The sequence below is a fragment of the Hylemonella gracilis str. Niagara R genome (assembly GCF_000600295.1).
Lineage (GTDB): Bacteria > Pseudomonadota > Gammaproteobacteria > Burkholderiales > Burkholderiaceae_C > Hylemonella > Hylemonella gracilis_A.
This window is the reverse complement of sequence record NZ_JEMG01000001.1, coordinates 208058-232653: the sequence shown is the minus strand read 5'-3', so window position 1 is coordinate 232653 and position 24596 is coordinate 208058. Positions and strand designations below refer to the sequence as shown.

Annotated in this window: 23 protein-coding genes and 1 riboswitch; of the genes, 15 read left to right on the top strand and 8 right to left on the bottom strand. The window is 66.9% G+C overall.

From position 1 onward, the window contains the following. The first annotated feature begins 25 nt into the window (after nucleotides 1-25). From AZ34_RS01150 to hutG, 6 genes are read left to right on the top strand one after another with little or no spacing between them, the layout of a single operon-like run. Complete coding sequence (locus AZ34_RS01150; RefSeq protein WP_035603891.1) at nucleotides 26-673, top strand: HutD family protein; 648 nt, start codon at nucleotides 26-28, stop codon at nucleotides 671-673. After that, on the top strand, nucleotides 670-1917 hold the full coding sequence (gene hutI, locus AZ34_RS01145; protein WP_035603888.1) for an imidazolonepropionase: 1248 nt from the start codon (nucleotides 670-672) through the stop codon (nucleotides 1915-1917). Before AZ34_RS01150 ends, hutI begins: the two co-directional genes overlap by 4 nt. A gap of 31 nt (nucleotides 1918-1948) precedes the next feature. Continuing rightward, nucleotides 1949-3337 (top strand): FAD-binding oxidoreductase, encoded by a 1389-nt coding sequence (locus AZ34_RS01140; protein WP_035603886.1) that lies wholly within the window; start codon nucleotides 1949-1951, stop codon nucleotides 3335-3337. Beyond that, on the top strand, nucleotides 3334-4578 hold the full coding sequence (locus AZ34_RS01135; protein WP_051509431.1) for an aminotransferase class I/II-fold pyridoxal phosphate-dependent enzyme: 1245 nt from the start codon (nucleotides 3334-3336) through the stop codon (nucleotides 4576-4578). The genes AZ34_RS01140 and AZ34_RS01135 overlap by 4 nt, the downstream gene beginning before the upstream one ends. Continuing rightward, entirely contained in the window at nucleotides 4556-6007 is a 1452-nt protein-coding gene (locus tag AZ34_RS01130; protein ID WP_051509430.1) for a formimidoylglutamate deiminase, read from the top strand. Before AZ34_RS01135 ends, AZ34_RS01130 begins: the two co-directional genes overlap by 23 nt. Next, nucleotides 6004-6825, top strand: coding sequence for an N-formylglutamate deformylase (gene hutG / locus AZ34_RS01125; protein ID WP_035603883.1), 822 nt, complete (start codon nucleotides 6004-6006; stop codon nucleotides 6823-6825). Before AZ34_RS01130 ends, hutG begins: the two co-directional genes overlap by 4 nt. Nucleotides 6826-6841: 16 nt before the next feature. Here the strand turns inward: hutG and AZ34_RS01120 are convergent, their stop codons facing one another. The 4 genes from AZ34_RS01120 to AZ34_RS01110 form a co-directional block, all read right to left on the bottom strand. After that, on the bottom strand, nucleotides 6842-7378 hold the full coding sequence (locus AZ34_RS01120) for a 6,7-dimethyl-8-ribityllumazine synthase (RefSeq protein ID WP_035603881.1): 537 nt from the start codon (nucleotides 7376-7378) through the stop codon (nucleotides 6842-6844). A gap of 83 nt (nucleotides 7379-7461) precedes the next feature. Beyond that, nucleotides 7462-7620: riboswitch (FMN riboswitch) on the bottom strand. Nucleotides 7621-7658: 38 nt separating this feature from the next. Then, the gene (locus AZ34_RS01115) at nucleotides 7659-8066 is read right to left on the bottom strand and encodes a hypothetical protein (RefSeq protein ID WP_035603878.1); all 408 of its coding nucleotides are present in this window, start codon (nucleotides 8064-8066) and stop codon (nucleotides 7659-7661) included. 317 nt (nucleotides 8067-8383) lie between these two features. Continuing rightward, complete coding sequence (locus AZ34_RS18485; protein ID WP_006299124.1) at nucleotides 8384-8530, bottom strand: hypothetical protein; 147 nt, start codon at nucleotides 8528-8530, stop codon at nucleotides 8384-8386. Between the two features lie 59 nt (nucleotides 8531-8589). Next, a complete protein-coding gene (locus tag AZ34_RS01110; RefSeq protein WP_231495431.1) occupies nucleotides 8590-9918 on the bottom strand; it encodes an MFS transporter in 1329 nt (442 codons plus the stop codon). A gap of 109 nt (nucleotides 9919-10027) precedes the next feature. On the opposite strand from AZ34_RS01110, the gene AZ34_RS01105 reads away from it, so the two are divergent. Together AZ34_RS01105 and AZ34_RS01100 are read left to right on the top strand one after the other, a co-directional pair. Beyond that, complete coding sequence (locus AZ34_RS01105) at nucleotides 10028-11251, top strand: MFS transporter (RefSeq protein WP_035610541.1); 1224 nt, start codon at nucleotides 10028-10030, stop codon at nucleotides 11249-11251. 148 nt (nucleotides 11252-11399) lie between these two features. After that, a complete protein-coding gene (locus AZ34_RS01100; RefSeq protein WP_035603870.1) occupies nucleotides 11400-12647 on the top strand; it encodes an ammonium transporter in 1248 nt (415 codons plus the stop codon). A gap of 186 nt (nucleotides 12648-12833) precedes the next feature. On the opposite strand, the gene AZ34_RS01095 is transcribed toward AZ34_RS01100, so the two are convergent. Beyond that, nucleotides 12834-14360, bottom strand: coding sequence for a YifB family Mg chelatase-like AAA ATPase (locus AZ34_RS01095; RefSeq protein ID WP_035603867.1), 1527 nt, complete (start codon nucleotides 14358-14360; stop codon nucleotides 12834-12836). 364 nt (nucleotides 14361-14724) lie between these two features. On the opposite strand from AZ34_RS01095, the gene glnK reads away from it, so the two are divergent. The 4 genes from glnK (at nucleotide 14725) to glcF (ending at nucleotide 19139) form a co-directional block, all read left to right on the top strand. Beyond that, nucleotides 14725-15063 carry a P-II family nitrogen regulator gene (glnK, locus tag AZ34_RS01090; RefSeq protein WP_006298241.1) on the top strand — a complete coding sequence of 113 codons (339 nt, stop codon included), beginning with the start codon at nucleotides 14725-14727 and terminating at the stop codon, nucleotides 15061-15063. A gap of 34 nt (nucleotides 15064-15097) precedes the next feature. Continuing rightward, a complete protein-coding gene (locus AZ34_RS01085) occupies nucleotides 15098-16561 on the top strand; it encodes an ammonium transporter (protein ID WP_051509429.1) in 1464 nt (487 codons plus the stop codon). Between the two features lie 188 nt (nucleotides 16562-16749). Beyond that, nucleotides 16750-17862, top strand: a complete 1113-nt coding sequence (gene glcE / locus AZ34_RS01080; RefSeq protein WP_035603864.1) for a glycolate oxidase subunit GlcE — start codon at nucleotides 16750-16752, stop codon at nucleotides 17860-17862. Nucleotides 17863-17870: 8 nt separating this feature from the next. Further along, a complete protein-coding gene (glcF, locus tag AZ34_RS01075) occupies nucleotides 17871-19139 on the top strand; it encodes a glycolate oxidase subunit GlcF (protein ID WP_035603862.1) in 1269 nt (422 codons plus the stop codon). A gap of 27 nt (nucleotides 19140-19166) precedes the next feature. On the opposite strand, the gene AZ34_RS01070 is transcribed toward glcF, so the two are convergent. Then, complete coding sequence (locus AZ34_RS01070; RefSeq protein ID WP_035603860.1) at nucleotides 19167-20060, bottom strand: LytTR family DNA-binding domain-containing protein; 894 nt, start codon at nucleotides 20058-20060, stop codon at nucleotides 19167-19169. A 144-nt stretch (nucleotides 20061-20204) separates the two neighbouring features. Between AZ34_RS01070 and AZ34_RS01065 the strand changes: the two genes are divergently transcribed. From AZ34_RS01065 to AZ34_RS01055, 3 genes are all read left to right on the top strand, one after another. Further along, nucleotides 20205-21401, top strand: a complete 1197-nt coding sequence (locus AZ34_RS01065; protein ID WP_035603857.1) for an acyltransferase family protein — start codon at nucleotides 20205-20207, stop codon at nucleotides 21399-21401. 16 nt (nucleotides 21402-21417) lie between these two features. Beyond that, nucleotides 21418-22320, top strand: a complete 903-nt coding sequence (locus tag AZ34_RS17450) for a hypothetical protein (protein WP_155831687.1) — start codon at nucleotides 21418-21420, stop codon at nucleotides 22318-22320. 78 nt (nucleotides 22321-22398) lie between these two features. After that, nucleotides 22399-23028, top strand: a complete 630-nt coding sequence (locus tag AZ34_RS01055; RefSeq protein ID WP_081767021.1) for an acyloxyacyl hydrolase — start codon at nucleotides 22399-22401, stop codon at nucleotides 23026-23028. Between the two features lie 57 nt (nucleotides 23029-23085). On the opposite strand, the gene AZ34_RS01050 is transcribed toward AZ34_RS01055, so the two are convergent. Further along, nucleotides 23086-24078, bottom strand: coding sequence for a Bug family tripartite tricarboxylate transporter substrate binding protein (locus tag AZ34_RS01050; protein WP_035603851.1), 993 nt, complete (start codon nucleotides 24076-24078; stop codon nucleotides 23086-23088). Nucleotides 24079-24131: 53 nt separating this feature from the next. Further along, nucleotides 24132-24596 carry a DUF3237 domain-containing protein gene (locus tag AZ34_RS01045; protein ID WP_035603848.1) on the bottom strand — a complete coding sequence of 155 codons (465 nt, stop codon included), beginning with the start codon at nucleotides 24594-24596 and terminating at the stop codon, nucleotides 24132-24134.

Genomic DNA, 24596 nt, shown 5'->3' with positions numbered 1-24596 from the left:
CTACGGTTCTCACCCCGCCCGCGCCATGCCCGTCCACTTGTTCGACCGCCAGCAATTGCCCGCCATGCCCTGGAAGAACGGCGGCGGTGTGACGCGTGAGATCGTCTGCCAACCGCCGGGCGCGGGCATGGACGCTTTCGACTGGCGGGTCAGCATCGCCCACATTGCCAGCAATGGCCCCTTCTCGCGCTTCGCGCAGGTGGACCGTGTCATCACCCTGCTCGAGGGCGCAGGGGTGCACTTGCACAGCAGCGACGGCGCCGTGGATCACCGACTGGACCGGCCCTGGGTGCCGTTCGCGTTTTCCGGCGAAGCGCCGGTGCAAGGGGATCTGATCGCCGAGGACTGCCATGACTTCAACGTGATGACCCGACGCGGGCGTTGCCGCGCACGCGTGGTGGTGGTCCGTGAAGGCGGGTCCTTGCCGCACACGGTCGAGGGCTTGGTCATGGCCCTGGCGGGGCGTTGGCAGCTGACGAGCGCTTCAAGCGCCCTGAGTGATTCTTCGGGGTTGCGGGCCGGGGTTGGCACCGACCTCGACACCTTCTGGGCGCTCACTGCCAACCAAGGCCTGTGGTGGCAGGATGGCGGCGGGCCTGTGGAGTTGCGGCCCGACGCGCAGCACGGCCCGGGCGCCTTGCTGGCCGTGTCCATCGAACGGGAGCACGCATGAACGTCCAGGAACTTCCCAGCGCTGACGGCGTCTGGACCGATCTGACCTTGGCGCCCGAAGCCTGCGGGCCAAGCTCGGCCGCGCTGCCCGATGCCGCGCTGGTGGTGGCGCATGGCCACATCGCCTGGCTGGGCCCACGGACCGACCTGCCAGCTGCGTACGCCGATCTGCGGCGCCACGAAGGGCAGGGCGCCTTGGTCACGCCGGGCCTGGTGGATTGCCACACCCATCTGGTCTATGGCGGCCAGCGCGCCAACGAATTTGCCATGCGCCTGGCCGGTGCGAGTTACGAAGACGTGGCGCGTGCCGGGGGCGGCATCGTCTCCAGCGTGCGCGCCACGCGCGCCGCGAGCGAGGACGAGTTGCTGGCGCAGACCGTGCCGCGTCTGCAGGCGCTGTTGGACGAAGGTGTCTGCGCCATTGAGATCAAATCGGGCTACGGCCTGAGTCTCGAACATGAGCGTACCCAGCTGCGCGTCGCGCGTCGCTTGGGCGAACAGTTCGGCGTCACCGTGCGCACCACCTTTCTGGGCGCGCACGCCTTGCCGCCCGACTACGCGGGCCGCAGCCAGGCCTACATCGACCTGGTCTGCCAGGAGATGATGCCGGCGCTGGCCGCCGAGGGTCTGATCGACGCGGTGGACGTGTTCTGCGAGCGCATCGCCTTCACGCTGGCCGAGACCGAGCAGGTGTTCCAAGCGGCCCAGGCCCTGGGCCTGCCGGTCAAGCTGCATGCCGAGCAACTCTCGGACATGGGGGGCGCGGCGCTGGCCGCTCGCTACGGAGCTCTGTCTTGTGATCACATCGAACACCTGAGCGCCGAAGGCATCGCGGCCATGCAGCGCGCCGGCACCGTGGCCGTGCTGCTGCCCGGCGCGTACTACTTTTTGCGCGACACGCACCTGCCGCCCATCGCCGCACTGCGCGCAGCCGGCGTGCCCATGGCTGTGTCCACCGACCACAACCCTGGCACCTCGCCCACGCTGAGTCTGCTGCTGATGATGAACATGGCTTGCACCCTGTTCCGCCTGACCGTGCCCGAGGTGCTGGCCGGCGTGACCCGCCACGCGGCCCAGGCTCTGGGCCTGCAGCAGAGCCACGGCAGCTTGGCGGCGGGGCGACCAGCGAACTTCGTGCTCTGGCCCGTGCAGGACGCGGCCGAGCTGGCGTACTGGCTGGGCCACAAACCCGACTGCACCATCGTGCGTCAGGGTCGCGTGGTCCGCACGGCTCGGCAGGACTGAGGCCCTGGCCATCGACCGCGAAAGACCCCCGATGTCCCCTACCCGCTTTCTCGAAGAACTGACGGCCACCCTGGGCCCCGACCTCGTGCTGCCCGGCCCCGAGGTGCCCGAGAGTTACCACACGGATTGGAGCGGCGCGCCACCCGTGCGCCCGCAGGCATTGGTACGGCCGCGCAACACGGCGCAGGTCAGCGCGTTGATGCGTCTGTGCAGCGCGCACCGCGTACCCGTGGTGCCCCAGGGCGGGCGCACCGGCCTGGCCGGCGGGGCCGTTCCCGTGCCTGGCTGCGTGGTGCTGTCGCTCGAACGCATGCAGGCCATCGAGCAGGTCGACGCCCGCACCGCGGTACTCAAGGCCCAGGCCGGCGCCACCTTGCAGAGCGTGCAGGAAGCGGCGCGGTCCGTGGGCCTGCAGTTCGGTGTGGACCTGGGCGCGCGCGGCAGTTGTCAGATCGGTGGCAACGTCGCCACCAATGCTGGGGGCAACGGTGTGCTGCAGTTCGGCATGCTGCGTGAGCAGGTGCTGGGGTTGGAGGTGGTGCTGGCCGATGGCACGGTGCTGCCCATGCTGCGGCCCATGATCAAGAACAACACGGGCTACGATCTCAAGCAGTTCTTCATCGGCGCCGAAGGCACGTTGGGCATCGTCACGCGCGTGCTGCTGCGCCTGCATCCGCAACCCGGCGCGCGGACCACGGCCCTGCTGGCGCTGCCGCACTTCGACGCCGCGCTGGATCTGCTGGCCCGCCTGCAAGCGCGCTTCGGTAACAGCGTGGCGGCCTTTGAATTGATGTGGAACGATTTCGTGCAGACCTCGCTGGCCTGGCAGCAGTTACAGCCACCCTTCGCGCCGCCCCATCCCTTGCTGGCCCTGGTTGACCTCGACGGCAGCGACCAAGACAGTCTGCGCGCCGCGGTGGAAGCCGTGTTGGACGAAGCCCTGCAGTCCGGCGAGGTGGTTGACGCCGTGCTAGCCCAGTCGGACGCGCAGGCGCGCACGCTGTGGAAACTGCGCGAAGCGCCGGCGGAGTTCCCGACTCGCCTGCACCCGCCCATCAATTTCGACGTCAGCCTGCCGCAGGCCGACATCGGCCGCTTCGCCGAGGCCTGCCGTGCGACTCTGGACGCGCGTTGGCCCGCTCACCACACGCTCTTTTTCGGCCACGTGGGCGACAGCAATTTGCACGTCACCACCGACGGCGCCAGCATCGGCCAGCAAGGCGAGGTGTTGGAGGAGCTGCTGTACGAACTGGTCGCCCGTTTCCAGGGCAGTGTCTCGGCCGAGCACGGCATCGGCCTGCACAAGAAAGCCTATCTCGCGATCAGCCGCACGCCGCAGGAGCTGGCGACCATGCGTGCCATCAAGCAGGCGCTGGACCCGCTGAATCTGCTCAACCCCGGAAAAATCTTCGGCCTATGAATTCCTCGTTCAACGCCTCGACCCAAGCCTCGTCCGAGCTGCTCATGTCCCTGGCCCGACCACAGGCGCGCGGCTTGCCGGACTACAACGCGGGCCTTGCACCAGCCGTCGTGCGCCAGCGTTACCACTTGCCGCCCGAGCAGCCCTTGGCCTGCCTGGCCAGCAACGAAAACCCCTTCGGCGCCAGCCCGGCCGTGGCCCGGGTGCTGGCCGAGCTGGCCCTGAGCGGCGAACTCAGCCGTTACCCCGACGCGCGTTGCACGGCGCTGCGTGCAGCCATCGCCGCAGGCCTGAGCGTGGCGCCCGAGCGTCTGGTGTTCGGCAATGGCTCGGAAGACCTGCTCAAGCTGCTGTGCGAGGTGTTTCTGCAACCGGGTGACCGCGTGCTGACCCAGCGTCCGGCCTTCGGTCTGCACGAGATCTACCCGCGTTTGATGGGCGCCGAAGTCGAATTGCTCGACCTCACCGAGGCCATGACTTTTGATGTGGAGGCCTGGTGCACGGCGTTGGCGCGCGGCCCCAAGCTGGCCTTTGTGCCCAACCCGTCCAACCCGGTGGGTTGCGCCTTCGACCGCGCGGCCATGACGCGCTTGCTGGCTGCCACGCCGGCCCACACCCTGCTGGTGCTGGACGAGGCCTACTATGAATACGCCCGCCTGAAGCCGGGCTACCCCGAGGTGCTGGAGTTGCTGCACGCGCGCAGCGGCCCGTGGATCGTGCTGCGCACTTTCTCCAAGGCCTGGGGCCTGGCCGGCCTGCGCGTGGGTTACGGCGTGGCGAGTGACGCCGCGATGGTGGCGCTGCTCGACAAGGTGCGCTCGCCCTTCAACGTCAACCATGCTGCCCAAAGCGCGGCGCTGGCCGCCTGGAACGACCCCGCGCACATGCAGGCCAATGTGGCCCGCACCGTGCGGCTGCGTGAGGCCTTGGCCGCGCGCCTGCGTGCGCTCGCGCAGCTGGGCCAGCCTGGACATCCGTTCGCGGGCCTGCGCATCGCGCCCTCGGCGGCCAACTTCCTCTTCCTGGATTTGGGCCAACCCAGCGCGCCGGTGGCCGAGGCCTTGCTGGCCCGGGGCGTGATCGTCAAGCCCTGGAAGGAGCCGGGGTTCACCCACTGCCTGCGCGTGTCCATCGGCAGCGAAGACGACAACCTGCGTTTTGTCCAGGCGCTGATGCAGGTCATCACGCAGGCCCTGGACGCCACTGTGGAGCCCACCCATGGCCATGCCCAAGTCGCCTGAAGCCCAGGCCTCTGCGACCCAACCCGGGGACGCGTTGTTCGCCGCCCATGCGCTCTTGCCCGGGGGCTGGGCGCGCGACGTGCTGCTGCAGTGGAACGCAGCCGGTGCGTTCACCGCCGTGCTCCCGGGCAACCGCCCGCCGCCGGGTGTGACGCAGGCCAGCGGCCCCGTGTTGCCCGGCCTGCCCAATCTGCATTCGCATGCCTTCCAGCGTGCCATGGGCGGTCTGACCGAATACCGCGGCACCGCGCAAGACAGTTTCTGGAGCTGGCGCGAGTTGATGTACCGCCTGGCTGGTGCCATCACGCCCGAGCAGCTAGAGGCCGTGGCCACCGGCCTCTACGTGGAGATGCTGGAAGCGGGCTACACCCAGGTCTGCGAGTTCCATTACGTGCACCACGACGCCAATGGCCAGGCTTACGCCGACGACGCCACGCTGTCGCTCTGCCTGCTGCGCGCAGCGCAGACGGCCGGCATCGGCCTGACCCTGCTGCCGGTGCTCTACCAGACCAGCGGTTTCGGCGGCACGCCGCCCAGCGACGGTCAGCGGCGTTTCATCCGCCGCACCGACGACATGCTGGCGCTGCTGGACCGCCTGCGTCCGCTCTGCGCGGTGCAAGGCGCACGCCTGGGCCTGGCGCCACACTCGCTGCGCGCCGTGCCGCCGGATGCCTTGCGCGCGGCGCTTGAAGGACTGCGTGCCCAGGACCCGACCGCCCCCATCCACATCCACATCGCCGAGCAGACCGGCGAGGTTGACGCTTGTCTGGCCTGGAGCGGCCAGCGCCCCGTGCAGTGGCTGCTGGACCACGCGTCGGTGGACGCGCACTGGTGCCTGGTGCACGCCACCCACATGGACGCGGACGAATACCGCCGCGCGGCCGCGACGGGCGCGGTCGCGGGCCTGTGTCCGACGACCGAGGCCAATCTGGGCGACGGCATCTTCGACCTGTCGCGTTGGCTGGCTGCGGGTGGCCGCTGGGGCGTGGGCTCGGACAGCCATGCCACCGTGAACGCCGCCGAGGAACTGCTGATGCTCGAATACAGCCAGCGCCTGGCCACCCGCCAGCGCAATGTGCTGGCCACAACCATGCAGCCGCATGTGGCCACGGCCATGACCCTGGCCGCCGTGTCGGGAGGAGCCCAAGCCAGCGGTACCCTGAACGCGGGTGCGGGTGCGGGCTTGTGTGTGGGTCAGCGCGCCGACCTGGTGGAACTGGACGCCGCGCATCCGCTGCTGCAGGGATTGAACACACCCGAAGACATGCTCTCGGCCCATGTCTTCGCCAGCCACCGCCAGTCGGCCGTCGCCCGCGTCTGGGCCGGTGGCCGACTGCGCGTGCAACACGGACAGCATGCCGAAAGCGCTAGCGCGCGCGCTGCTTTCATCCACGCACGCCGTCAACTTCTGGAGAACACCCGTCCATGAACTTCACCACGAACGAGCCGCCTTTCCGCTTTCGCCAGGGCAAGCGCCCGCTGCTGATCTCCATGCCGCATGTGGGCACCCATGTGCCGCCCGCGCTGGCGCAGCGCCTGACCGAGGAAGCGCGTGGTGTGCCTGACACCGACTGGCACCTGGAGCGGCTCTACGACTTCGCCGACGAGTTGGGCGCCTCCGTGCTCGTGGCCACGCATTCGCGCTACGTCGTTGACCTCAACCGCCCGCCGGATGGCAGCAGCCTCTACCCCGGCCAGAGCGTGACCGGCCTGTGTCCGATCGACACCTTCGACGACACCCCGCTGTACCAGAACCCGGCCGATCAACCCGACGCCGCCGAGATTGCCGCGCGCCGCGAGGCGATCTGGCGGCCCTACCACGCGCAGCTCAGCGCCGAACTCGCGCGCCTCAAGGCCGTGCACGGCGTAACCGCCCTGTGGGACGCGCATTCCATCCGCTCGGTCGTGCCGCGTTTCTTCGAGGGACGTCTGCCCGACCTCAACCTGGGCACCGCCGACGGCGCCAGCTGCACCCCGGCCCTGGCCGAGCAACTGCTCGCCATCGGCCGAGAGGCGGGGCAGAGCGGCTACAGCGCCGTGCTCAATGGCCGCTTCAAGGGCGGCCACATCACCCGCCAGCACGGCCAGCCCGCGCAGGGCGTGCACGCCATCCAGCTGGAAATGACGCAGGCCAGCTACATGATGGAACAACCGCCTTTTGACTACCTGCCTGAAGAGGCCGTGGGTATCCAGCCCTACGTCAGGCGGATGTTGGAGGCGGTGTTGGCGTACGTCGAGCGGCGGTGAGGCCGCAGCCCTGAGTTCAGAGGCTTTGCGCGCGATGCCGTGCTGACGCCGAGTGCCTGAGTTTGGCGAGGCTGCCCAAGGTCTCCACGCAAGCGCGCGCCACTTCGGTTCCTTTCTTGACGAAGTGCTCACGGAAGAAGCGCTGGTGCTCTTCGTGCTCGTGAAAGTCTCGGGGCGTGAGCACGGCCGAGAAAACGGGCACGGCCGTCTGCAGTTGGACCTGCATCAAACCGTTGATCACCGCGGCGGCGACGAAATCATGGCGGTAGATGCCGCCGTTGACCACCAGGCCGCAGGCGATGATGGCGTCGTAGTCCCCTGACGCGGCGAGCTGGAGGGCGTGCAGCGGAATCTCAAAGGCGCCAGGTACCTGGAAGTGTTCGACACGCGGGGGCGTGCTCCAACTTCGCAACAGTTCCGCGCGTGCGGCTGCCACGGCATGGGCGACGATGTCCTCGTGCCAGCTCGCGCTGAGGATGGCGACGCGGCGCGCATGCAAGCCTGCTGGCTCGGGCGCATCGAAAGTGGGGGTGTTGGTGAGGATCTGATTCATGGATGAACTCGCAAAGAGTGATGGCCAGAATCAGGGCGCACGCGCAACGGCCGGGCACACCATGCGGCGCTCCCGGCCTGAGCACGCGATCTCTTTCATCCGGACTGTCACCGTCGGCTCTGGCATCGCACCAGATCTGCTGACCCCGGCTTCCACAAGGGCGGAGGCCGGGCGCTCGCGGGCTTTTGCAGTTGCCTGCAATTACCGCCGGTGGGGAATTGCACCCCGCCCTGAGAACGCTGCCGATCACGAGGATCGGCGGGTGCATTCTAGTGAGGTGTCACTGGCGCAGCATCAAATAGCCGACTGCAGCGAGCAGCAAGAGCCCTGCGCCAGCGAGCGTCCAGCCCAGGCGCCGCAGGCGGACCCGGTTCAGTTCGATGCGCTGAACGAGTTGGGTGTTCTGGTCGGCGAGCGCCTTGATCAGTTCAGACGAAGCACGCATCTGTTCCTCGAGGCTCATCATCGACGCTTCCAACACCAGCAGCTGGGACCGCAGTGCTTCGGTTTCCGTCGGCGCATTCGTGGAAGCGGAGCCACCGAGCCCTTGCGCTGACCCCGTCGATTTCTGGGAGCCCGTGACCTTGCCCCACAACTTCGCCGCGCCGTCCGCGACCTTCGGGGCGTTCTCCATGACCTGACCCCAGGGGATATTCGACAGAACAGTGAGGATGGCGCCAGTGGACATGCGAAGCTCCGTATGCAGATGGAGGGGGCATCAGTGGGTGGTTTGCCTGCGTGAGGGCTGAGCGCCCCTCGGCGTTTGCTGTGCATGCATCATGGCACGCCATGCCCTCTCGGACGGAAGTCCCTCCATGGGCCAAGGACCGGGCGTCACGCATTCCCGTCGGTACCTGAACTGCAAGGGGTTGCGCTAGATGGGAAAGTGGTTGGTCAGGTGCGAGGGCTGGATGCCTATGTTCATGCAACCCTCGGGATGATGCGAGATGGTTTGGGTTCCGGGAGCCCGGCAAAGTTCGCGAGGCGCCATGGCCGGCCCAGAACCTACTTGTTCTTCATCTTCCCCTTGGGCATCACCGCCGTGGTGGGCGGGACGGGGCGGGTGGACACGGACGAGGATTCCGGCGGAGGACTGGTGTCCTTCTTGGGTTTCTTCGCCATCTTGTCGTTGCGTTGTACACCTTTGGGCATGAGGGGCTCCTGTTGGGTTGGGTTGGGTTGGCGCGATCTTAATTCCCGCGCCTGCGGAATCAAGCCGGCTTATGTAATTCACTGCCCTGTCGACCCGCATGGTGTTGCGCCCACACCAAGGCCGCCAGTCCCAGCAGGCACAGGCCCAGCATCAGCCACAAGCCATTCCGGTAGGCGGCGGTGGGGGTCCACATCACGCCCAGCAGCCAAGGCATGGCGGCGCGGCTCAGGGCCTGGGGCAGGCCGAGCGCGCCGTTGAGGCTGGCGGCTTGGCTGCGGTCCACGTATTCGGCCACGGCCGTGCCTTTGACGATGGTGAGCATGCCGTTGCCCAAGCCGTAGAGGGCCACAAAGAGCAGCACCAGCCCGATCTGCACCGACAGCGCGTGGCCCGCGAAGGGCGCGGCCAGCAGGGGGGCGAGCAGCAGCGTCAGCAAGGCCAGCGGCACGAGGGTGGGGATGATGCGGTTGACGGTGTGCAGGCTCCAGCGCGCCTCGAAGAAAAAGAGCAGGGCACGCCCCGCCACCTGCACCACGCCGATCAGGGCAGGCGCCAGGATGGCCCAGGTTTCGGGCAGACCGTGGCCGCGCAGCAGGCTGACCAGGTGCGGCGGGATGGCGGCGGACACACCCATGAAGAGCACGATGAACAGGCCCACCAGCAGGTAGGGTGCGCTCAGCAGGTGCTGACGCAGCGGGGTGGGCCGTCTTGTGCCCTGGGGTTTCATGTCGGCTGACCGCGACGTGGCGCGTTCAGGCCGTGGCGCACCACGCAGCACGCGCCAGTGGATGGGCACGCAGATCAGCAGGTGCAGGGCGGCCAGCGGCCAGAGGGCGTGGCGCCAGCCCAAGGCGTGGATGAGCCCGGCGCTGAGCGGGATGAAGACCGTGCTGGCCAGGCCGCCCAGGAAGGTGATGACGATGATGGCGCGGCGGAAGTCCTGCGGGTAGCGGCGGATGATGACCGCGAAGGCCGGTGGGTACAACGCCCCGGCCAGTCCTACACCCAGCAGCAGCCAGACCGCGTAAAAAGCCGCGAGGCCGTCGATCTGGCTGTGCAGCAGCAGGCCCAGGGCCAGCAGCAGGGAGCCGCCGACCATCACCGCGCGTTCATGCCCTCGGTCGATCCAGCGGCCCACGGGCCAGGCCATCAAGCCTTCAGCCAGCAGCGCCAGGCTGAAGCCCAGCGAGGTCTGGGCGCGCGTCAGACCCAGCTCCTGTTCCACCGGCTCCAGCAGCAGGCCGAAGAGGTAAAACACGCTGCCCCAGCTGATCAACTGGGCCAGCGACAGCCAGCCGATGAAGCGGCCTGGGGGCGGAGGTTCTGAGGGGGCCGAGGGCTTGAGCGGAGAGTCAGGGTATGGCGGCGGGGCGCTGCGCGTGGGCATGGGGCTCATTATGATGAGCGCCACCGCCGAACAGCCGCGAGCCGCGCGCATGGCTTGCGTCGCGCACGGCCTGCACGCTCACGCCGCCTCTTTCTTCACACCTCCCCCCATGTCCCAACTCAGTGCTTCCACGCGTCGCAGCGTTCTGCTCTTGTCCTGCGCCACGTATTCCAGCATGGCCGTGCAGCGCCTGTGTGATGCCATGCTGCCTGAGCTGTCGCGTGAATTCAATGTGGGTCTGGCCGAGGCGGCGCGCACCATTTCTTTCTTCGCCGTTGTCTACGGCCTGTGCCAGTTGTTCTACGGGCCGCTGGGTGATCGGCTGGGCAAATTCCGCGTGGTCACCTGGGCCACGCTGGGCTGCAGTGTGGGCTGCGTGCTGGCCGTATTCGCTTTGGGGCTGGACATGCTGGTGGTCGCGCGCATGCTCACCGCGCTGGGCGCGGCCGCCATCATTCCGCTGTCCATGGCCTGGATAGGCGACAACGTGCCCTATGCGCAGCGCCAGGAAACGTTGGCCAAGCTGGCCCTGGGCACGACCCTGGGCCTGACCAGCGGGCAGGTGTTCGGCGGCTTGTTCACCGACACCCTGGGCTGGCGCTGGGCCTTTGTGCTGATGACGTTGCTGTTCGGTGCTGCGGGTGTGCTGCTCTGGCGCGAGGGTCGGCGCATGGCGCGCCAGCACGCAGGCGCCGTCCACACGGATCAAGCCGAAACGCCCAGGCTGGGCTTCGTCCGGCAGGCTTGGGCCATCGTCACCGGGCGCTGGTCGCGCGTGGTGCTCATCGTGGCCTTGATCGAAGGGGCCACGGGGTTTGGCGCGCTGGCCATCTGGGCCACCCACCTGCACGCGGAACTGGGCCTGAGCCTGAGCGCGGCGGGCGTGGTGGTGGCGCTGTTCGGCGCGGGCGGCGTGGTCTACATGGTGACGGCGCGTTGGCTGATTCCCCGCCTGGGCGAGGCTGGCCTGGTGCGCTCGGGCGTGTCCTTGCTGGGGGCTGGTGCCGTCGTCGTCGCCTACTCGCCCCTGGCCTGGCCGGCGGCGCCGGCCTGCTTGGTGGCGGGCTTCGGCTTCTTCATGCTGCACAACACCATGCAGACCAACGCGACGCAGATGGCCCCGGCCGCGCGGGGCACAGCCGTGTCTCTGTTCGCGGCTTTTCTGTTCATTGGGCAATCCATCGGCGTGCTGCTGGCGGCGGCGCTCGCCGCGCGCCTGGGTTCGGCCCCGACCATCGCGGGGGCTGGTCTCATACTTTGCGCCCTGGGCTGGGGCTTCGCTGCCCTGCTGCGCCGCCGCCATCTGCCGACGGAACCGGTCGAACCCTTTTGACCGACAGCCCACCCGGGCAAGGTTTTTGCATATACCCCGCCGTCTGTAAGACAGTCTCTCTCTGTACAGGCGTTTGCGGCCCCGCTCGCACGAGCGAGAACGGGTGGCTGACGACCAGCCCATCAACCCAAAACCAAAGGTGGTTTCAATGTCGATAGAACTTGCGTGGCTGTTGCTTTGCGCGGCTCTCGTTATTTTCATGACCCCTGGTCTGGCCTTCTTTTATGGAGGTCTGGTCAAGTCCAAGTCCGTGGTGTCCATGATGATGTTGAGCTTCGGCTCCATCATCGTGGTGGCCATTCTTTATGTGCTGATCGGCGCTGGTATTGCCTCGCAGGTGGGCCAAACGTCGTCCTGGTTCGCGGGCAATCCTCTCGCCGACTTTGGTCTTTCCGCCATTGCTGATGGCATTGGCAAGTCGGATGCAGCCGGTTACGGCGCGTTCGCGGGTCACGCCTTCCTGGTCGCTTTCTGCATCATCACTGTCGCGCTGGCTTCCGGCGCCGTGGCGGATCGCGCGCGCTTCTGGCCCTGGATTTTGTTTGCTGCCCTGTTTGCCGCGTTCGTCGTGTTCCCGACTTTCCGCTGGCTCTGGGGCATGAACGCCGAAGGCAAGTTCGACGGCTGGCTGGCGAATGATGTGTACGGCTTCGGTGCTTCCATTGACTGGGCCGGCGGCACGGTGATCCACCAATCCGCGGGCGCTGCCGCGATGGCCCTGGCCCTGGTTCTGGGCAAGCGCACGGGCTTCGGCAAGCAACTGGCCACCAGCCACAACGTTCCCCTGGTGCTGATCGGCACGGCCGTCCTGTGGTTTGGCTGGTTTGGCTTCAACACCGGCGTGCATGGTGCCAACGTGGACCAGACCGGCCTGATCTTCCTCAACACATTGATTGCTCCGGCGGCGGCTGCTCTGGGCTGGATCATTGTGGAGAAGTTCAAGCTCGGCAAGTCCACGGCCGTGGGCGCAGCTTCCGGCATCGTGGCCGGCCTGGTGGCCATCACCCCGGCCTGCGCCTCCTTGACGCCCATTTGGGCGATCTTGCTCGGCTTGGTGGCGGGTGCGGTCTGCGCCTTGGCCGTTGAGCTCAAGTTCAAGCTCGGCTACGACGACTCCCTGGACGTTGTGGGCATCCACCTGGTGGCCGGCTTCATCGGCTGCATCTGGATTGGTCTGTTCGCCAGCGTCGGCGGTGCCGAGAGCCTGCTCTCCGCTGGCAGTGCCACGCTGCTGATCGCCCAGGTGCTGTCGTCCTTGACGGTGATCGTTTATTCCTTCGTCGTGACCTACATCCTGGCGTTCCTGGTTGAGAAGACCGTGGGCTTCCGCGTCAACGCGGACGCGGAAACCGCTGGCCTCGACAATGTCCTGCACGAGGAAGGCTACGGCATCTGATTCCTGCCTGTCTGGGGAAATAAGTTCCCCGCTTGGATCTGAATGACGCCCCAGACCGTGGACAGTGTTCCAAGGTCTGGGGCGTTTTTCATGGCGCCATGCAATTGGGTTCCATGCCGAGCCGAGCCGAGCCGAGCCGAGTCCTAGCCCGCGCACGCCGTCATTGAAGGATGAGCGCAAGCCTACCTAGGCGTTCTGCGCCGGGCGGTACTGCAAGGCTTCGGCCACATGCTCCGTCGTCATGTGTTCAGACCCAGCCAGATCGGCGATGGTGCGGGCGACTTTGAGCGTGCGATGCAGGCCGCGCCCGCTCCAGCCCAGGCGTTGCGCCGCCTGGCGCAGAAAATCCAGCGCGCTGTCCTCGACCTGGATCGCATGCTCGATGTCCTGCCCATCCAGGGCATGGTTGACCTTGCCCTGGCGCGCCAGCGCGCGTTGCCGCGCCGCCGTGCAACGTGCCCGCACGACGGCGGAGCTTTCCCCTGCGGGGGCACCCAGCAGTTCACCGGGTGCTTGGGCGTTGACGTGCACATGCAGATCGATGCGGTCCAGCAGGGGGCCGCTGAGCCGGGCCTGGTAACGCCGAATCTGGTCGGGTGTGCAGCGGCAGACCCGGTGCGTTGCGCCGAGGTAACCGCAGGGGCAGGGGTTCATGGCGGCCACGAGCTGGAAGCGCGCGGGAAACTCGGCCTGCTGCGCCGCACGCACGATGCGGATGCGGCCGGTCTCCAGAGGCTCGCGCAGGGCTTCCAGCGCCGCCCGCGGCAGTTCTGGCAGTTCGTCCAGGTAGAGCACGCCGTGATGCGCGAGTGAAATTTCACCGGGTCGCGGCGGCGAACCCCCGCCGACCAGCGCCACGGCGCTGGCCGTGTGGTGCGGGCTGAGCGTCGGGCGCTGCATCCAGCGCGCGGGTGTGAAGCGCCCGGCCAGGCTCAGCAGGGCCGCGCTCTCCAGTGCTTCCTCGGTGCTCATGGGTGGCAGCAGACCGCTCAGGCGTTCGGCCAGCATGGACTTGCCGGTGCCGGGCGGGCCACTCATCAGCAGGCTGTGCCCGCCTGCGGCGGCGATTTCCAGGGCACGTTTCGCCCCGGTCTGGCCCTTCACGTCGGCCAGATCGGGGGGGCTGACCACCTGAGCTGGTAAGGTGGGCATGGTCTGGCGGGTCCAGCCCGCGTCGTTCGGATCTGCCGGCTGCGAGTCGGCGGGCAGGAACTGCCGCACCACGTCCAGCAGGTGCGCGGCGCGGTAAATCTCGGCATCGGGAGCGAGCGCGGCTTCCTCCGCGCTGCCGGGCGGCAGCACCAGCCGGGTGGCCTGCCCGTGCAAGGCCAGGGCCATGGCCAGCGCGCCGCGCACCGGACGCAGCTCGCCCGAGAGCGACAGTTCGCCCGCGAATTCGTAGGCCGCCAAGGCCGCGCTGTCGATCTGCCCGCTGGCGGCCAGCAGGCCCAGGGCGATGGGCAGGTCGAAGCGCCCGGAATCCTTGGGCAGGTCCGCTGGGGCCAGGTTGACCGTGATGCGGCGGTCGTGCGGGAACACCAGGTCACTGTGCAGCAGGGCGGCACGCACCCGCTCGCGGGCTTCCTTGACCTCGGTTTCCGCCAGTCCCACGAGGGTGAAGCTGGGCAGTCCAGGCGCCAGATGCACTTCCACGGTGACAGCCGCTGCCTCCAGTCCGCGCAGGGCGCGGCTGCGCACCAGGGACAGGCTCACGCAAACCTCCTTAAAACGGTGCGACCTAGCGGTGCCGTGAGAAAGAGCGGTGCGCAACTGGTACAGAAAGTGGCATTGAAATGGGGCGCGAACCGAAGAGTGCACTTAGTTGGTGCAATCCGTGAAAAATCAACTGACATGGCTGGGCGTGCGCTAGGGTGGGTTGACAGGATGGATGGAAGGGAAATGATCGGGGCCGCTCGTCGAAATCCGGACAGGGTGATGAGGGTAAAAATCACCCCGTCGGACGCGAGCTGACCAGGGAACCCAGGCCCCGGCAAGGTGGCACGTTCCTTGCAAATCCGCACTACCTGTCTGGCGTTTGCCGCGTGCAGCCGGGCTTGATTTCAAACCAGGAGAACGCATGAAACTCGTTACCGCCATCATCAAACCCTTCAAGCTCGACGAGGTGCGTGAAGGCCTCTCGGCGATCGGGGTGCAGGGCATCACCGTGACCGAGGTCAAGGGCTTCGGCCGCCAGAAGGGGCATACCGAGCTGTACCGCGGCGCGGAGTACGTCGTCGACTTCCTCCCCAAGGTCAAGATCGAGGCCGCCGTCGCGGACGAGCTGGTCGAGCGCGTGATCGAAGCCATCGAAGGCTCGGCCCGCACCGGCAAGATCGGTGACGGCAAGATTTTCGTGTACGACTTGGAGCAGGTTGTCCGTATCCGTACTGGTGAGACCGGTAAGGAAGCGCTCTGAGATCCATCCACCCAAGAGACCAAGAGAAACTCCCATGAAAAAACTACTCCTCTCACTCGTCGTGGGGCTGGGCCTGTTGGCTGGCTCCGCGAGCTGGGCGCAGACGGCCCCCGCTGCCGAAGCCGCTCCTGCCGCCGCCGCTGCGCCTGCCGCAGCCGAGCCTGCTGCTGCGGCAGCGCCCGCACCTACCGTCAACAAGGGTGACACTGCCTGGATGACGGTTGCCACGGCGCTTGTGATCTTCATGACCATTCCCGGTCTGGCGCTGTTCTACGGCGGCCTGGTGCGCAGCAAGAACATGCTGTCGGTGCTGATGCAGGTCTTCGTCGTGACCAGCATGATCTATGTGCTGTGGGTGATTTACGGCTACACCCTGGCCTTCGGTGGTGATGGTGCGTTCTATGGCACCTTTGACAAGCTCTTCCTCAAGGGCGTGACGACTGAATCCCTGGCCGCCACGTTCAGCAAGGGCGTCTACATTCCCGAACTGACCTTCATCGGCTTCCAGGCCACCTTCGCGGCCATCACCTGCGCGCTGATCGTGGGTGCCTTCGCCGAGCGCATCAAGTTCTCCGCCGTGCTGCTGTTCTGCGCGCTGTGGTTCACCTTCTGCTACCTGCCCATGGCGCACATGGTCTGGTACTGGGCGGGTCCGGACGCGATCACCGATGCTGCTTCCCTGGAGAAGGTGGTTGCCGGTGCCGGGATGCTGTGGGCCAAGGGCGCGCTCGACTTCGCGGGCGGCACGGTGGTGCACATCAACGCCGGCGTCGCTGGCTTGGTGGGTGCTTACGTGTTGGGCAAGCGTCTGGGTTTTGGCAAGGAAGCCATGGCCCCGCACAGCCTCACGCTGACCATGGTGGGCGCCGCCATGCTGTGGGTGGGCTGGTTCGGCTTCAACGCCGGCTCCAACCTGGAAGCCAACGGCCTGACCGCCCTGGCTTTCGTCAACACCCTTGTTGCCACGGCGGCTGCAACCCTGTCCTGGATCACCGCTGAAGCGCTGATCAAAGGCAAGGCCTCCATGCTGGGCGCCGCCTCGGGTGCCGTCGCGGGCCTGGTGGCCATCACTCCGGCTTGCGGTTTCGTGGGCGTCATGGGCGCGCTGGTCATCGGTCTGCTGTCCGGTGTGATCTGCCTGTGGGGTGTCACCGGTCTCAAGAAGCTGCTGGGTGCCGACGACGCGCTGGACGTGTTCGGCGTGCACGGCGTGGGTGGCATCGTTGGCGCGTTGCTGACCGGTGTCTTCGCTGCACCTTCCCTCGGTGGCACGGGTGTGTACGACTATGTGGCCAACAAGGTGGCTGACGGCTACTCGATCGGCGCTCAAGTCTGGATTCAATTCCAAGGCGTCATCATCACGGTCATCCTGTCGGCTGTGGTTTCCTATATTGCCTACAAGATCGTTGACCTGACCATCGGCCTGCGCGTGAGCGAAGAAGACGAGCGTCAAGGTCTGGACATCACGTCCCACGGCGAGAGCGCTTACAACCGCTGATCCAGCGCGTAAGCCCGGCCAGGGACTACAAAGAGCAAAGGCGGGCAGCCTCACCCCGGTGGTGGCTGTCGGCCGGAGCAAGCGAGAGTCTCCTCTGGTTCAGCCCGCAAGAGCTACGGCTCTGGCGGGCTTTTTTTATGGGTCGCGCGTCCGGCAAACCACCGCGATCCCTGGATTAACATCGCGCGATGCAAGTTGAACCGGCCCTGCAAGAACTCGTGGCGCGCGTGCGCGCCGCTCTCGATGACCAGACACCCTTGCGCATCCGGGGCGGAGGCAGCAAGGACTTCTACGGCCAGGAACTGCAGGGCGAGATCCTCGACACACGCGGCTACACCGGCATCGTGAGCCACGAGCCGAGTGAACTGGTCGTGACCGTGCGCGCGGGCACGCCATTGGCCGAGCTGGAGGCCGCGCTGGCCGAACACCAGCAGTACCTGTCTTTCGAGCCGCCGCACTTCAAAGGCGACACCGCAGGAGGCGGGCCGAGCCTGGCGACCGTGGGCGGCATGGTGGCCAGCGGGCTCAACGGTCCGGCGCGCGCCAGCGTCGGCGCGGTGCGTGACTACGTGCTGGGCGCGCAACTGCTCAACGGCAAGGCCGAGCTGCTGACCTTCGGCGGCCAGGTCATGAAGAACGTGGCGGGTTACGACGTGTCGCGCCTGCTGGCGGGCTCACTCGGCACCCTGGGGGTGATCACGCAGGTGAGCCTCAAGGTCTTGCCGCGCGCCGTGGCCGAAGCCACGCTGACTTTTGAACTGGACGAAGCCCAGGCCCTGGCCCGACTCAACGCCTGGGCCGGTCAGGCCTTGCCGCTCAACGCCTCTTGCTGGCATGGCGGCGCGTTGATGCTGCGCCTGCGCGGTGCCCGTGCTGCGGTGGACTCCGCCTGCGCCAAGCTGGGTGGCCAGCGCTTGGACGATGCCCAGGCCATGCGCCTGTGGCAGGCTCTGCGCGACCAAACCGCGCCCTTCTTCCGACTGGAGGATGGCGAGGCCTTGCTGCGCCTGAGCGTGCCCGACACCGCGCCTGCCTTGAACCTCGGGCCCACGCTGATCGAATGGCATGGCGCGCAGCGTTGGATCAAATTCGGTCCGGGGCAAGCTTTCCCCGGTGACGCCGACCGCCTGAGCGAGATCGCCGGTCATGCCACGCTCTTTCGAGTCACGCGCGCGCAGGACAAGGCGCGGGGCGTGTTCACCCCACTGGCCGCGCCATTGGGGCGCATCCACCGCGAGCTGAAGCGGCAATTCGATCCCGCAGCCCTCTTCAACCGGGGTCGGATGTACCCGGACTTCTGAGTCTTTCCATGCAAACCCATCTCGCCCCTGAATTCGCAGGCACGGCCGATGGCCGGGCCGCCGAAGCCATCCTGCGCAAATGCGTGCACTGTGGCTTCTGCACCGCGACCTGTCCGACGTACCAACTGCTGGGCGACGAGCTGGACGGCCCACGTGGCCGCATCTACCTCATCAAGCAGGTGCTCGAAGGCGAGACGCCTACGCGCAGCACCCAGCTGCACCTGGACCGCTGCCTGACTTGTCGCAACTGCGAAAGCACCTGTCCCAGCGGCGTGCAGTACGGCCAGCTGGTGGACATCGGACGCAAGATCGTCGAGGCCAAGGTGCCGCGCCCGGCGGCGGAGCGTGCCCTGCGCTGGACCTTGAAGCAAGGTCTGAATTCACCGCTGTTCGCACCCGCGATGAAGCTGGGCCAGGCCGTGCGCGGCATGCTGCCCAAGGCGCTCCAGGCCAAGGTGCCGGCGAAGCAGGTGGCGGGCGCCTGGCCCACGCAAACACATGGCCGCAAGGTGTTGATGCTGGCCGGCTGCGTGCAGCCCGCCATGATGCCCAACATCAACAGCGCCACCGCCCGCGTGCTGGACGCGGCGGGTATTCAAACCGTGGTAGCGGAGAACGTGGGCTGCTGCGGTGCGCTGAAGTTCCATCTCAATGACCAGGACGCGGCGAAAGCGCAGATGCGGGCCAACATCGACGCCTGGTGGCCGTTTGTCGAACCGGGCGAAGGAAAAGGCGTGGAGGCCATCGTGATGAACGCCTCTGGCTGCGGCGTGACGGTCAAGGACTACGGCCACCTGCTGCACGACGACCCGGCCTATGCGGCCAAGGCCCGGCGCATCAGCGAGCTGACCCGGGACCTGAGCGAGCTGCTGCCCGAGATCGTGGCCGCATTGCGTTCCGCTCGCCCTGAGTGGGTCGAAGGGCTGCGGCAAAAGACGCCGACCCTGGCCTATCACCCGCCCTGCACCCTGCAGCATGGGCAGAAGCTGCGCGGCGGCGTGGAGCAGCACCTGGGCGAGCTGGGTTTCAAGATCAACACCGCGCGCGTGGAGCCCCACCTGTGCTGCGGTTCCGCGGGCACCTACTCCGTGCTTAACCCCAAGATCGCCTATGAGCTGCGCGACCGCAAGCTCGGTAACCTGGCTGAATTGCAGCCCCAGGCCATCGTCTCGGCCAACATCGGGTGTATCTCCCATCTGCAAAGCGGCACCGAGACGCCGGTGCGGCATTGGGTGGAGGTACTGGACGAGGCACTGGCCTGCGCGCAAAGTGCCTGAGTCTGCCGCGCTTGGGATGCCGCTGCGTCAGCCCGCGCGCAGCACCTCGCGGTAGCGGCGGCTGCAGGGCACGGTGCTGCCGTCTTTCATCTTGAGCCTGGCGTCGCCGCCATCGGTGGGTTCGATCTCGGCGATGCGGTCCAGGTTGACCGCATGGCTGCGGTGGACCCGCACGAACTTCGCCGGGTCCAGGCGTTCCAGAAAGTCATTGAGCGTCGAGCGCAGCAGGTAGTCGTGGCCGTGCACTCGCAGGCCGACGTAGTTGCCTTGGGCTTGCAATGATTCAATGTCCGTGGCCAGGATCAGGAACTCCTTGCGCAGCTTGCGCACGAGGAACCGTTCGGGCCGCGTGGCGCTTTCGGCCGTGGCAGAGGTGATGGATGGGGGCGCGGTTTCCGAGGTCCCGGTGGCAGGCGGATCGGGCGCATCCAGCACACGGGCTTCGCCCTGCAGGCGCAGCAGCAGCAAGCGGTAGCTCAGCACGGCGGCGAGGATGAGCACGTAGCTGCGCACGTCCTTCAGATACTCATAGCTGAACACGGTGAGCCAGGAACCCCGGTCATAGGGCCGCTCCAACGCGGCATAGACCAGCTCACGCAGGGCCATCATGCCGATCAAGTGGAGCGCGCAGAAGACGATCGTGCCTGCCACGTGCCAGGGCAGGTGGGCGCGCAGCCGGTCCCAGCGCAGGGGGAAACGGCGTTCGAAGGCGATCAGGGCCGGGATCAACAGCCCCACCATGAGGTTGCTCGTGGCCTCCCACAGCAGGGGTTCCCAGTAGGGCGAGGTTCGCAGGTCAATCCAAGTGGTGAGGCTGTTGAAGAGCAGCTGCAGGGCCAGTACCAACACCCAGAAACCCGGTTCGGCGATCCGCCGCCAGGGCTGGTAACGCGCGAGCCAGAGGGTAGGTGTATCGGACATGGCGGCAAGTCTAGAACAAGGGTGTGTATTTTTGTCCCGGCCCAGCGCCACTCGTCACAAAACGCCGTGCGTCCATCCCGGACAGGGCCGGGCGCGGTCGCTGGGCTCGCACCATCGTGGTTGTCCACCACTTCGGGAGCCGGCATGTACCAACGCCGCCACGACATCGACGCCTTGCGCGCCCTGGCCTTTGCCCTGGTCATTCTTTACCACGTCGGCATGTACTACGTGGCCGATTGGCACTGGCATCTCAAAAGTGCCGAACCCGTGGCCTGGCTGCAGCTGCCCATGCGTGCGCTCAACCTGTGGCGGCTGGACTTGGTGTTCTTGATTTCCGGCCTGTCCATCGGTCTGCTGTGCCATGGAGCCCGGCAAGGTCAGGAGGCCGGCGCACTCCTGAAGCAGCGCAGTCGCTTGCTGCTCCTGCCGCTGGCCTTCGGCATGGCCGTGGTCGTGCCCTACCAGCCTTATGCGCAGGCCGTGGCCAACGGCTCCATCGCGCCGGGCTTCATGGAATTCCTGTTGCGTTATGTCCAGGGTGGACCCTGGCCGCCTCGGGCCTTTGATGGATGGGAAGTGGGCGTGACCTGGAACCATCTCTGGTATCTGGCTTACCTCTGGGTCTACACGCTTGTGCTGGTCCTGCTGCTGCCATGGCTCCGCAGCGGGCCGGGCCAGACCCTCGCGCATGCCTTTCGCGGTCTGAGGGGCTTGCGCCTGATGGTGTTCCCTGTTTTGCCCTTGCTCCTCTACACCGGACTGCTGTGGCCGCATTTTCCGGTCACGCATGACTTGCTGCGTGATGCCTGGGCTCATGCCGTGTACTTCACGTTCTTTCTCTACGGCTACTGGATCGGCGTGGATGCGGACTGGTGGGCCGAAGTCAGGCGCCTGCGCGGGCGCCTTCTGGTCGGAGCGCTGCTGATGCTCGTGGTGTACTTCGTGCTGCGCGCGCAACTTTCCCCCGCGACGTCCCTGTCCTTCCGCCACGCCGTTCGCTTCGTGGGGGATATTTACCTGTGGTGGATGGTGCTGGCCATCCTGGGCTGGGCGCACCACCTGCTGAATCGACCTTGGCGATGGCTGCCTTGGGCCAACGAGCAGGTGTATCCCTGGTATGTGCTGCACCAGACTTTGCTCATCGTGCTGATCGTGCAGCTCGCACCCCTGCGGCTTGCGCCAGCGCTGGAGGCAGTGCTGTTGCTGGCCGGAACCCTCGTGGCCTGCGCGGGCCTGACGGCGCTGATCCGTCGTGTGCATGGGTTGCGTCTCTGCTTCGGTCTCAAGCCGCGTGCCCTGGGCTTGCCCCGATCGCCGCTCTCCGGTCTTTCGTCGTCTTGAGGTCCTCAGCATGTGCATGTCCAAACCGGTTGCCATCCGTCTGCAGTGGATGCGCATGGGCGTGGTTCTCAGTCTGTTCCTGGCCGGGCCCGTTGAGGCGGGTCTTGAGTTGTCGGTCTCCCAGGTCGAACTGCGCAAGGCGGGGCTGGGGGAAGGCGGCTGGATCAACGCGGAGCGCACGACGCTGCTGCTTGAGCAGGCTTGGAACCTTCCGGAGGGAGGAGGGCTGGGGTTCAAGCTGACACTGGAGCGCGAGGCCTGGGACTTTGGCGGGGACCATCGTTTCGGCGCTGCCCCTTGGCAGTCCGTCGAGCAGGTTGTGGTCAGCATGCCAATGCGCGCGCGCCTCAGCGAAGGCGTTATGCTGGTGCTGCTGCCGCGCCTGGGCTGGGCGGGAGAAGACGGGGCCCGTGCCGGTGACGCGCGAACCGAGGGATTCATCGGAGCCGTGCTCAAGATGTTCAACCCCCATCGCCGCCTGGGACTGGGCATAGAAACGGTCCACACGCTGGCACATGCATGGGAGCTGGCGCCGATCCTGATCGTGGACTGGCGCTTTGATGAACGCTGGCGCCTTTTCAATCCGCCCGAGCTGGGTCCGGCCGGATCGGCGGGACTGGAACTGGCCTGTCTGCTGGGTCCTGGTGTGGAGCTGGGCCTGGGCGTGGCCGAACGTGAGCGCAACTTCCGTCTGGCCATCGACCACGCGCGTGCCGCGGGGGGCACCGGCAAGGTGAGGCAAATTCAGGGATTTCTGCACCTGTCCTGGACGGCATCACCCCAGGTCACATGGTCCGCGTATGCTGGCGCCGTGCTCGGCGGCGAACTCGCCCTGCGCGACCGTGCCGATCATCGCCTCGGCCGCGACACAATCAACAGCGCGCCGGTGCTGGGCATCAGCGGGCGTCTGCGCTTCTGAGCATGGGCATGGGCCTACGGCCACGGAGAGCAAGACAAACCCGAACTGGTGCCAGGTCTGTCTGACGAAGGTGACACGATGACAATGTCCTTGAAACCGATCGCGGTGCATCTGGTTGTCCTCATCGCCGCCGTTGTGTCTGTCCCAACGCGCGCCCATGCGCAGGCCTGGCCACTCATCGGCGAAATGACGCAGCGCGCCTGGACCTATGAGCTGCATGGCTTCACCCCGCGTGGCGCCTTCCATGAGCGGTTTCGTGACATCCACGCCCTGTCCCTCGAATCCGGTCTGGCCTGGCGGTTTTTGAGCGGGCTGGAGCTGCGCATGAACGGCGGTTATTTCCATGCCTGGGGCGAAACCAGCGAACCCTTGTCCAGTGACCCGCCGCGACGCAGTGATGCGGATGGTCTGACGCTGAGCTACGGTGCGCGTTACTACTTCATTGAATTGGGTCGCGCCCATCTCTATGGTGAGGCGGTGGCGGGTTTTGTGTGGACGCCCGGCAGTCCTTTTCCGGCCGGCGGTACCGCGGTCAACGGCATGACCCGCTGGGGCGCGGGTGGGGCCTGGCGCCTGGATGGGCTTTGGAGCGTGGAGCTGGGCTACCGGCGCACGCACCTGTCGAATGGCGGTGGCATCACCGCCTACAACCCCGCCTGGGAAGCCCACAACCTGTCCCTGGGCCTGCGCCGCAGTCTGGGCCCCTGACACGCGCGAGGTCCCCGCCGCAGAGGCCCGCTTGAACTCAGACCTGCGGCCTGGGCGTCAGTCCGCCTTGAAGCCCGTGGCCTCGACGGTTTTGCGCCAGGCCACGGTGTCGGCGGCAATGATCTTGGCGAACGTGGCGGCGTCGGTGCCGGTCACGCGAAAACCGGCCTCTTCCAGCTTGGCGCGGGCCTCGGGGGCGGTGACAGCCTTGCGCACGTCGGTGCTGAGCCGTGCCAGGATCGCTGGCGGGGTCTGCGCCGGCGCCACGATGCCGAACCAGGCGCTGAATTCCAGGCTGGGGTAACCCTGTTCCTTCAGCGTGGGCACGTCGGGCAGGGCGGCGGCGCGGGCGGGACCGGTGGTGCCCAAGGCCCGCAGTTTGCCGGCCTTAACCTGGGGAGCGGACAAGCCGACGCTGGCGAAGACGCCGTCGACGTCACCGTTGTAGAGGCCGCCCAGCGCGTCCGCCGTGGTCTTGTAGTGCACGGCCTCGGGTTTGACTTGGGCCACATCGCCCAGCTTGAACGCGCCGAAGTGGCCCAAGGTACCCGCGCCGAAGGTCGCCATGAAGAGACCCTTCTGTTGTTGCAGCCGGCTGATGAACTCGCTGACATTCGTCACCGGCACCTTCTGCGGATTGACCAGGAGTGCGAAGTCGGCCCCCACGATCTGGCTCACCGGCGCGAAGTCCTTCACGGGGTCGTAGGGCAGCTTGCGGTAGGTGCTGGGCGCGATGCTGAGCATGCCAATCTCGCTCAGCAGCAAGGTGTAGCCGTCCGGCGTGGCGCGTGCGGCCTCACTGGCGGCGATCAGGCCGGCGGCACCCGGTTTGTTGTCCACGATCACGCCCTGACCGCCCCAGCCCTCGGACAGTTTTTGCGCCAGGAGGCGCGCCACGATGTCGGGGCCTGTGCCGGCCGCGAAGCCCACGATGATGCGCACGGGGCGGGTGGGGAAGGTGTCTTGGGCCTGGACGCTGGCGCTGCTCAGGCCAGCGAGCAGGATGGCGCTGGCGAGCAAGGCACGGCGCAGGGTAGAAGTGATGTGCATGGTCTGTCTCCTGTAGTGGTATATCGGCGGTGGTTACCGACGGTCTTCGGTCTTCAGTTCACGGTGAAAAACCGCACTTCCACCAGTTCAGGCCGGCGCACGCCCGTGCCCACGAACAGGCGCTCGGTGATCCAGGCCAAGGCGGGCGAGGCGGTTTCAAAACTGGGGGTGCAGCGGAAATAGACCTGTGCCGGGTCCACCGCCTCGCCCCGCAGCAGGCGCGCGGTGACTTCTGGTGCGGCGGCACGCAGCGCGCGGTTGTGGACGTAGATCCGGTCGCCGCCATCGGTTTCGAGCACGTAACGCGCGTCCAGTTCGGTCAGGCGCGGGCTCACGGTGACTTGGAAGTCGGCACCACCGGGCAGCACCCGTGCCGTCCAGCCGACACCGCGCGCCTCACCGCCGAGGATAGGGATGAGACGGCGCTGTCCGTGTTGGGTGGCGCCAACTTCCTGCGGCGCGCCCACGCGCACGGACAGGTCGGCGAAGAAATCCAGAGAGGGCGTGGCGAGTGACAT

What these genes read in the sequence shown, in the direction of transcription:
- glnK (WP_006298241.1), top strand. Translation starts at nt 14,725, where the DNA reads ATGAAACTCGTTACCGCCATCATCAAACCCTTCAAGCTCGACGAGGTG.
- AZ34_RS01050 (WP_035603851.1), bottom strand. Translation starts at nt 24,078, where the DNA reads ATGCACATCACTTCTACCCTGCGCCGTGCCTTGCTCGCCAGCGCCATC.
- hutG (WP_035603883.1), top strand. Translation starts at nt 6,004, where the DNA reads ATGAACTTCACCACGAACGAGCCGCCTTTCCGCTTTCGCCAGGGCAAG.
- glcE (WP_035603864.1), top strand. Translation starts at nt 16,750, where the DNA reads ATGCAAGTTGAACCGGCCCTGCAAGAACTCGTGGCGCGCGTGCGCGCC.
- AZ34_RS01140 (WP_035603886.1), top strand. Translation starts at nt 1,949, where the DNA reads ATGTCCCCTACCCGCTTTCTCGAAGAACTGACGGCCACCCTGGGCCCC.
- AZ34_RS01130 (WP_051509430.1), top strand. Translation starts at nt 4,556, where the DNA reads ATGGCCATGCCCAAGTCGCCTGAAGCCCAGGCCTCTGCGACCCAACCC.
- AZ34_RS18485 (WP_006299124.1), bottom strand. Translation starts at nt 8,530, where the DNA reads ATGCCCAAAGGTGTACAACGCAACGACAAGATGGCGAAGAAACCCAAG.
- AZ34_RS01070 (WP_035603860.1), bottom strand. Translation starts at nt 20,060, where the DNA reads ATGTCCGATACACCTACCCTCTGGCTCGCGCGTTACCAGCCCTGGCGG.
- AZ34_RS01150 (WP_035603891.1), top strand. Translation starts at nt 26, where the DNA reads ATGCCCGTCCACTTGTTCGACCGCCAGCAATTGCCCGCCATGCCCTGG.
- AZ34_RS01115 (WP_035603878.1), bottom strand. Translation starts at nt 8,066, where the DNA reads ATGTCCACTGGCGCCATCCTCACTGTTCTGTCGAATATCCCCTGGGGT.
- glcF (WP_035603862.1), top strand. Translation starts at nt 17,871, where the DNA reads ATGCAAACCCATCTCGCCCCTGAATTCGCAGGCACGGCCGATGGCCGG.
- AZ34_RS01085 (WP_051509429.1), top strand. Translation starts at nt 15,098, where the DNA reads ATGAAAAAACTACTCCTCTCACTCGTCGTGGGGCTGGGCCTGTTGGCT.
- AZ34_RS01045 (WP_035603848.1), bottom strand. Translation starts at nt 24,596, where the DNA reads ATGTCACTCGCCACGCCCTCTCTGGATTTCTTCGCCGACCTGTCCGTG.
- hutI (WP_035603888.1), top strand. Translation starts at nt 670, where the DNA reads ATGAACGTCCAGGAACTTCCCAGCGCTGACGGCGTCTGGACCGATCTG.
- AZ34_RS01110 (WP_231495431.1), bottom strand. Translation starts at nt 9,918, where the DNA reads ATGCCCACGCGCAGCGCCCCGCCGCCATACCCTGACTCTCCGCTCAAG.
- AZ34_RS01065 (WP_035603857.1), top strand. Translation starts at nt 20,205, where the DNA reads ATGTACCAACGCCGCCACGACATCGACGCCTTGCGCGCCCTGGCCTTT.
- AZ34_RS01120 (WP_035603881.1), bottom strand. Translation starts at nt 7,378, where the DNA reads ATGAATCAGATCCTCACCAACACCCCCACTTTCGATGCGCCCGAGCCA.
- AZ34_RS01105 (WP_035610541.1), top strand. Translation starts at nt 10,028, where the DNA reads ATGTCCCAACTCAGTGCTTCCACGCGTCGCAGCGTTCTGCTCTTGTCC.
- AZ34_RS01135 (WP_051509431.1), top strand. Translation starts at nt 3,334, where the DNA reads ATGAATTCCTCGTTCAACGCCTCGACCCAAGCCTCGTCCGAGCTGCTC.
- AZ34_RS01100 (WP_035603870.1), top strand. Translation starts at nt 11,400, where the DNA reads ATGTCGATAGAACTTGCGTGGCTGTTGCTTTGCGCGGCTCTCGTTATT.
- AZ34_RS01055 (WP_081767021.1), top strand. Translation starts at nt 22,399, where the DNA reads ATGACAATGTCCTTGAAACCGATCGCGGTGCATCTGGTTGTCCTCATC.
- AZ34_RS17450 (WP_155831687.1), top strand. Translation starts at nt 21,418, where the DNA reads ATGTCCAAACCGGTTGCCATCCGTCTGCAGTGGATGCGCATGGGCGTG.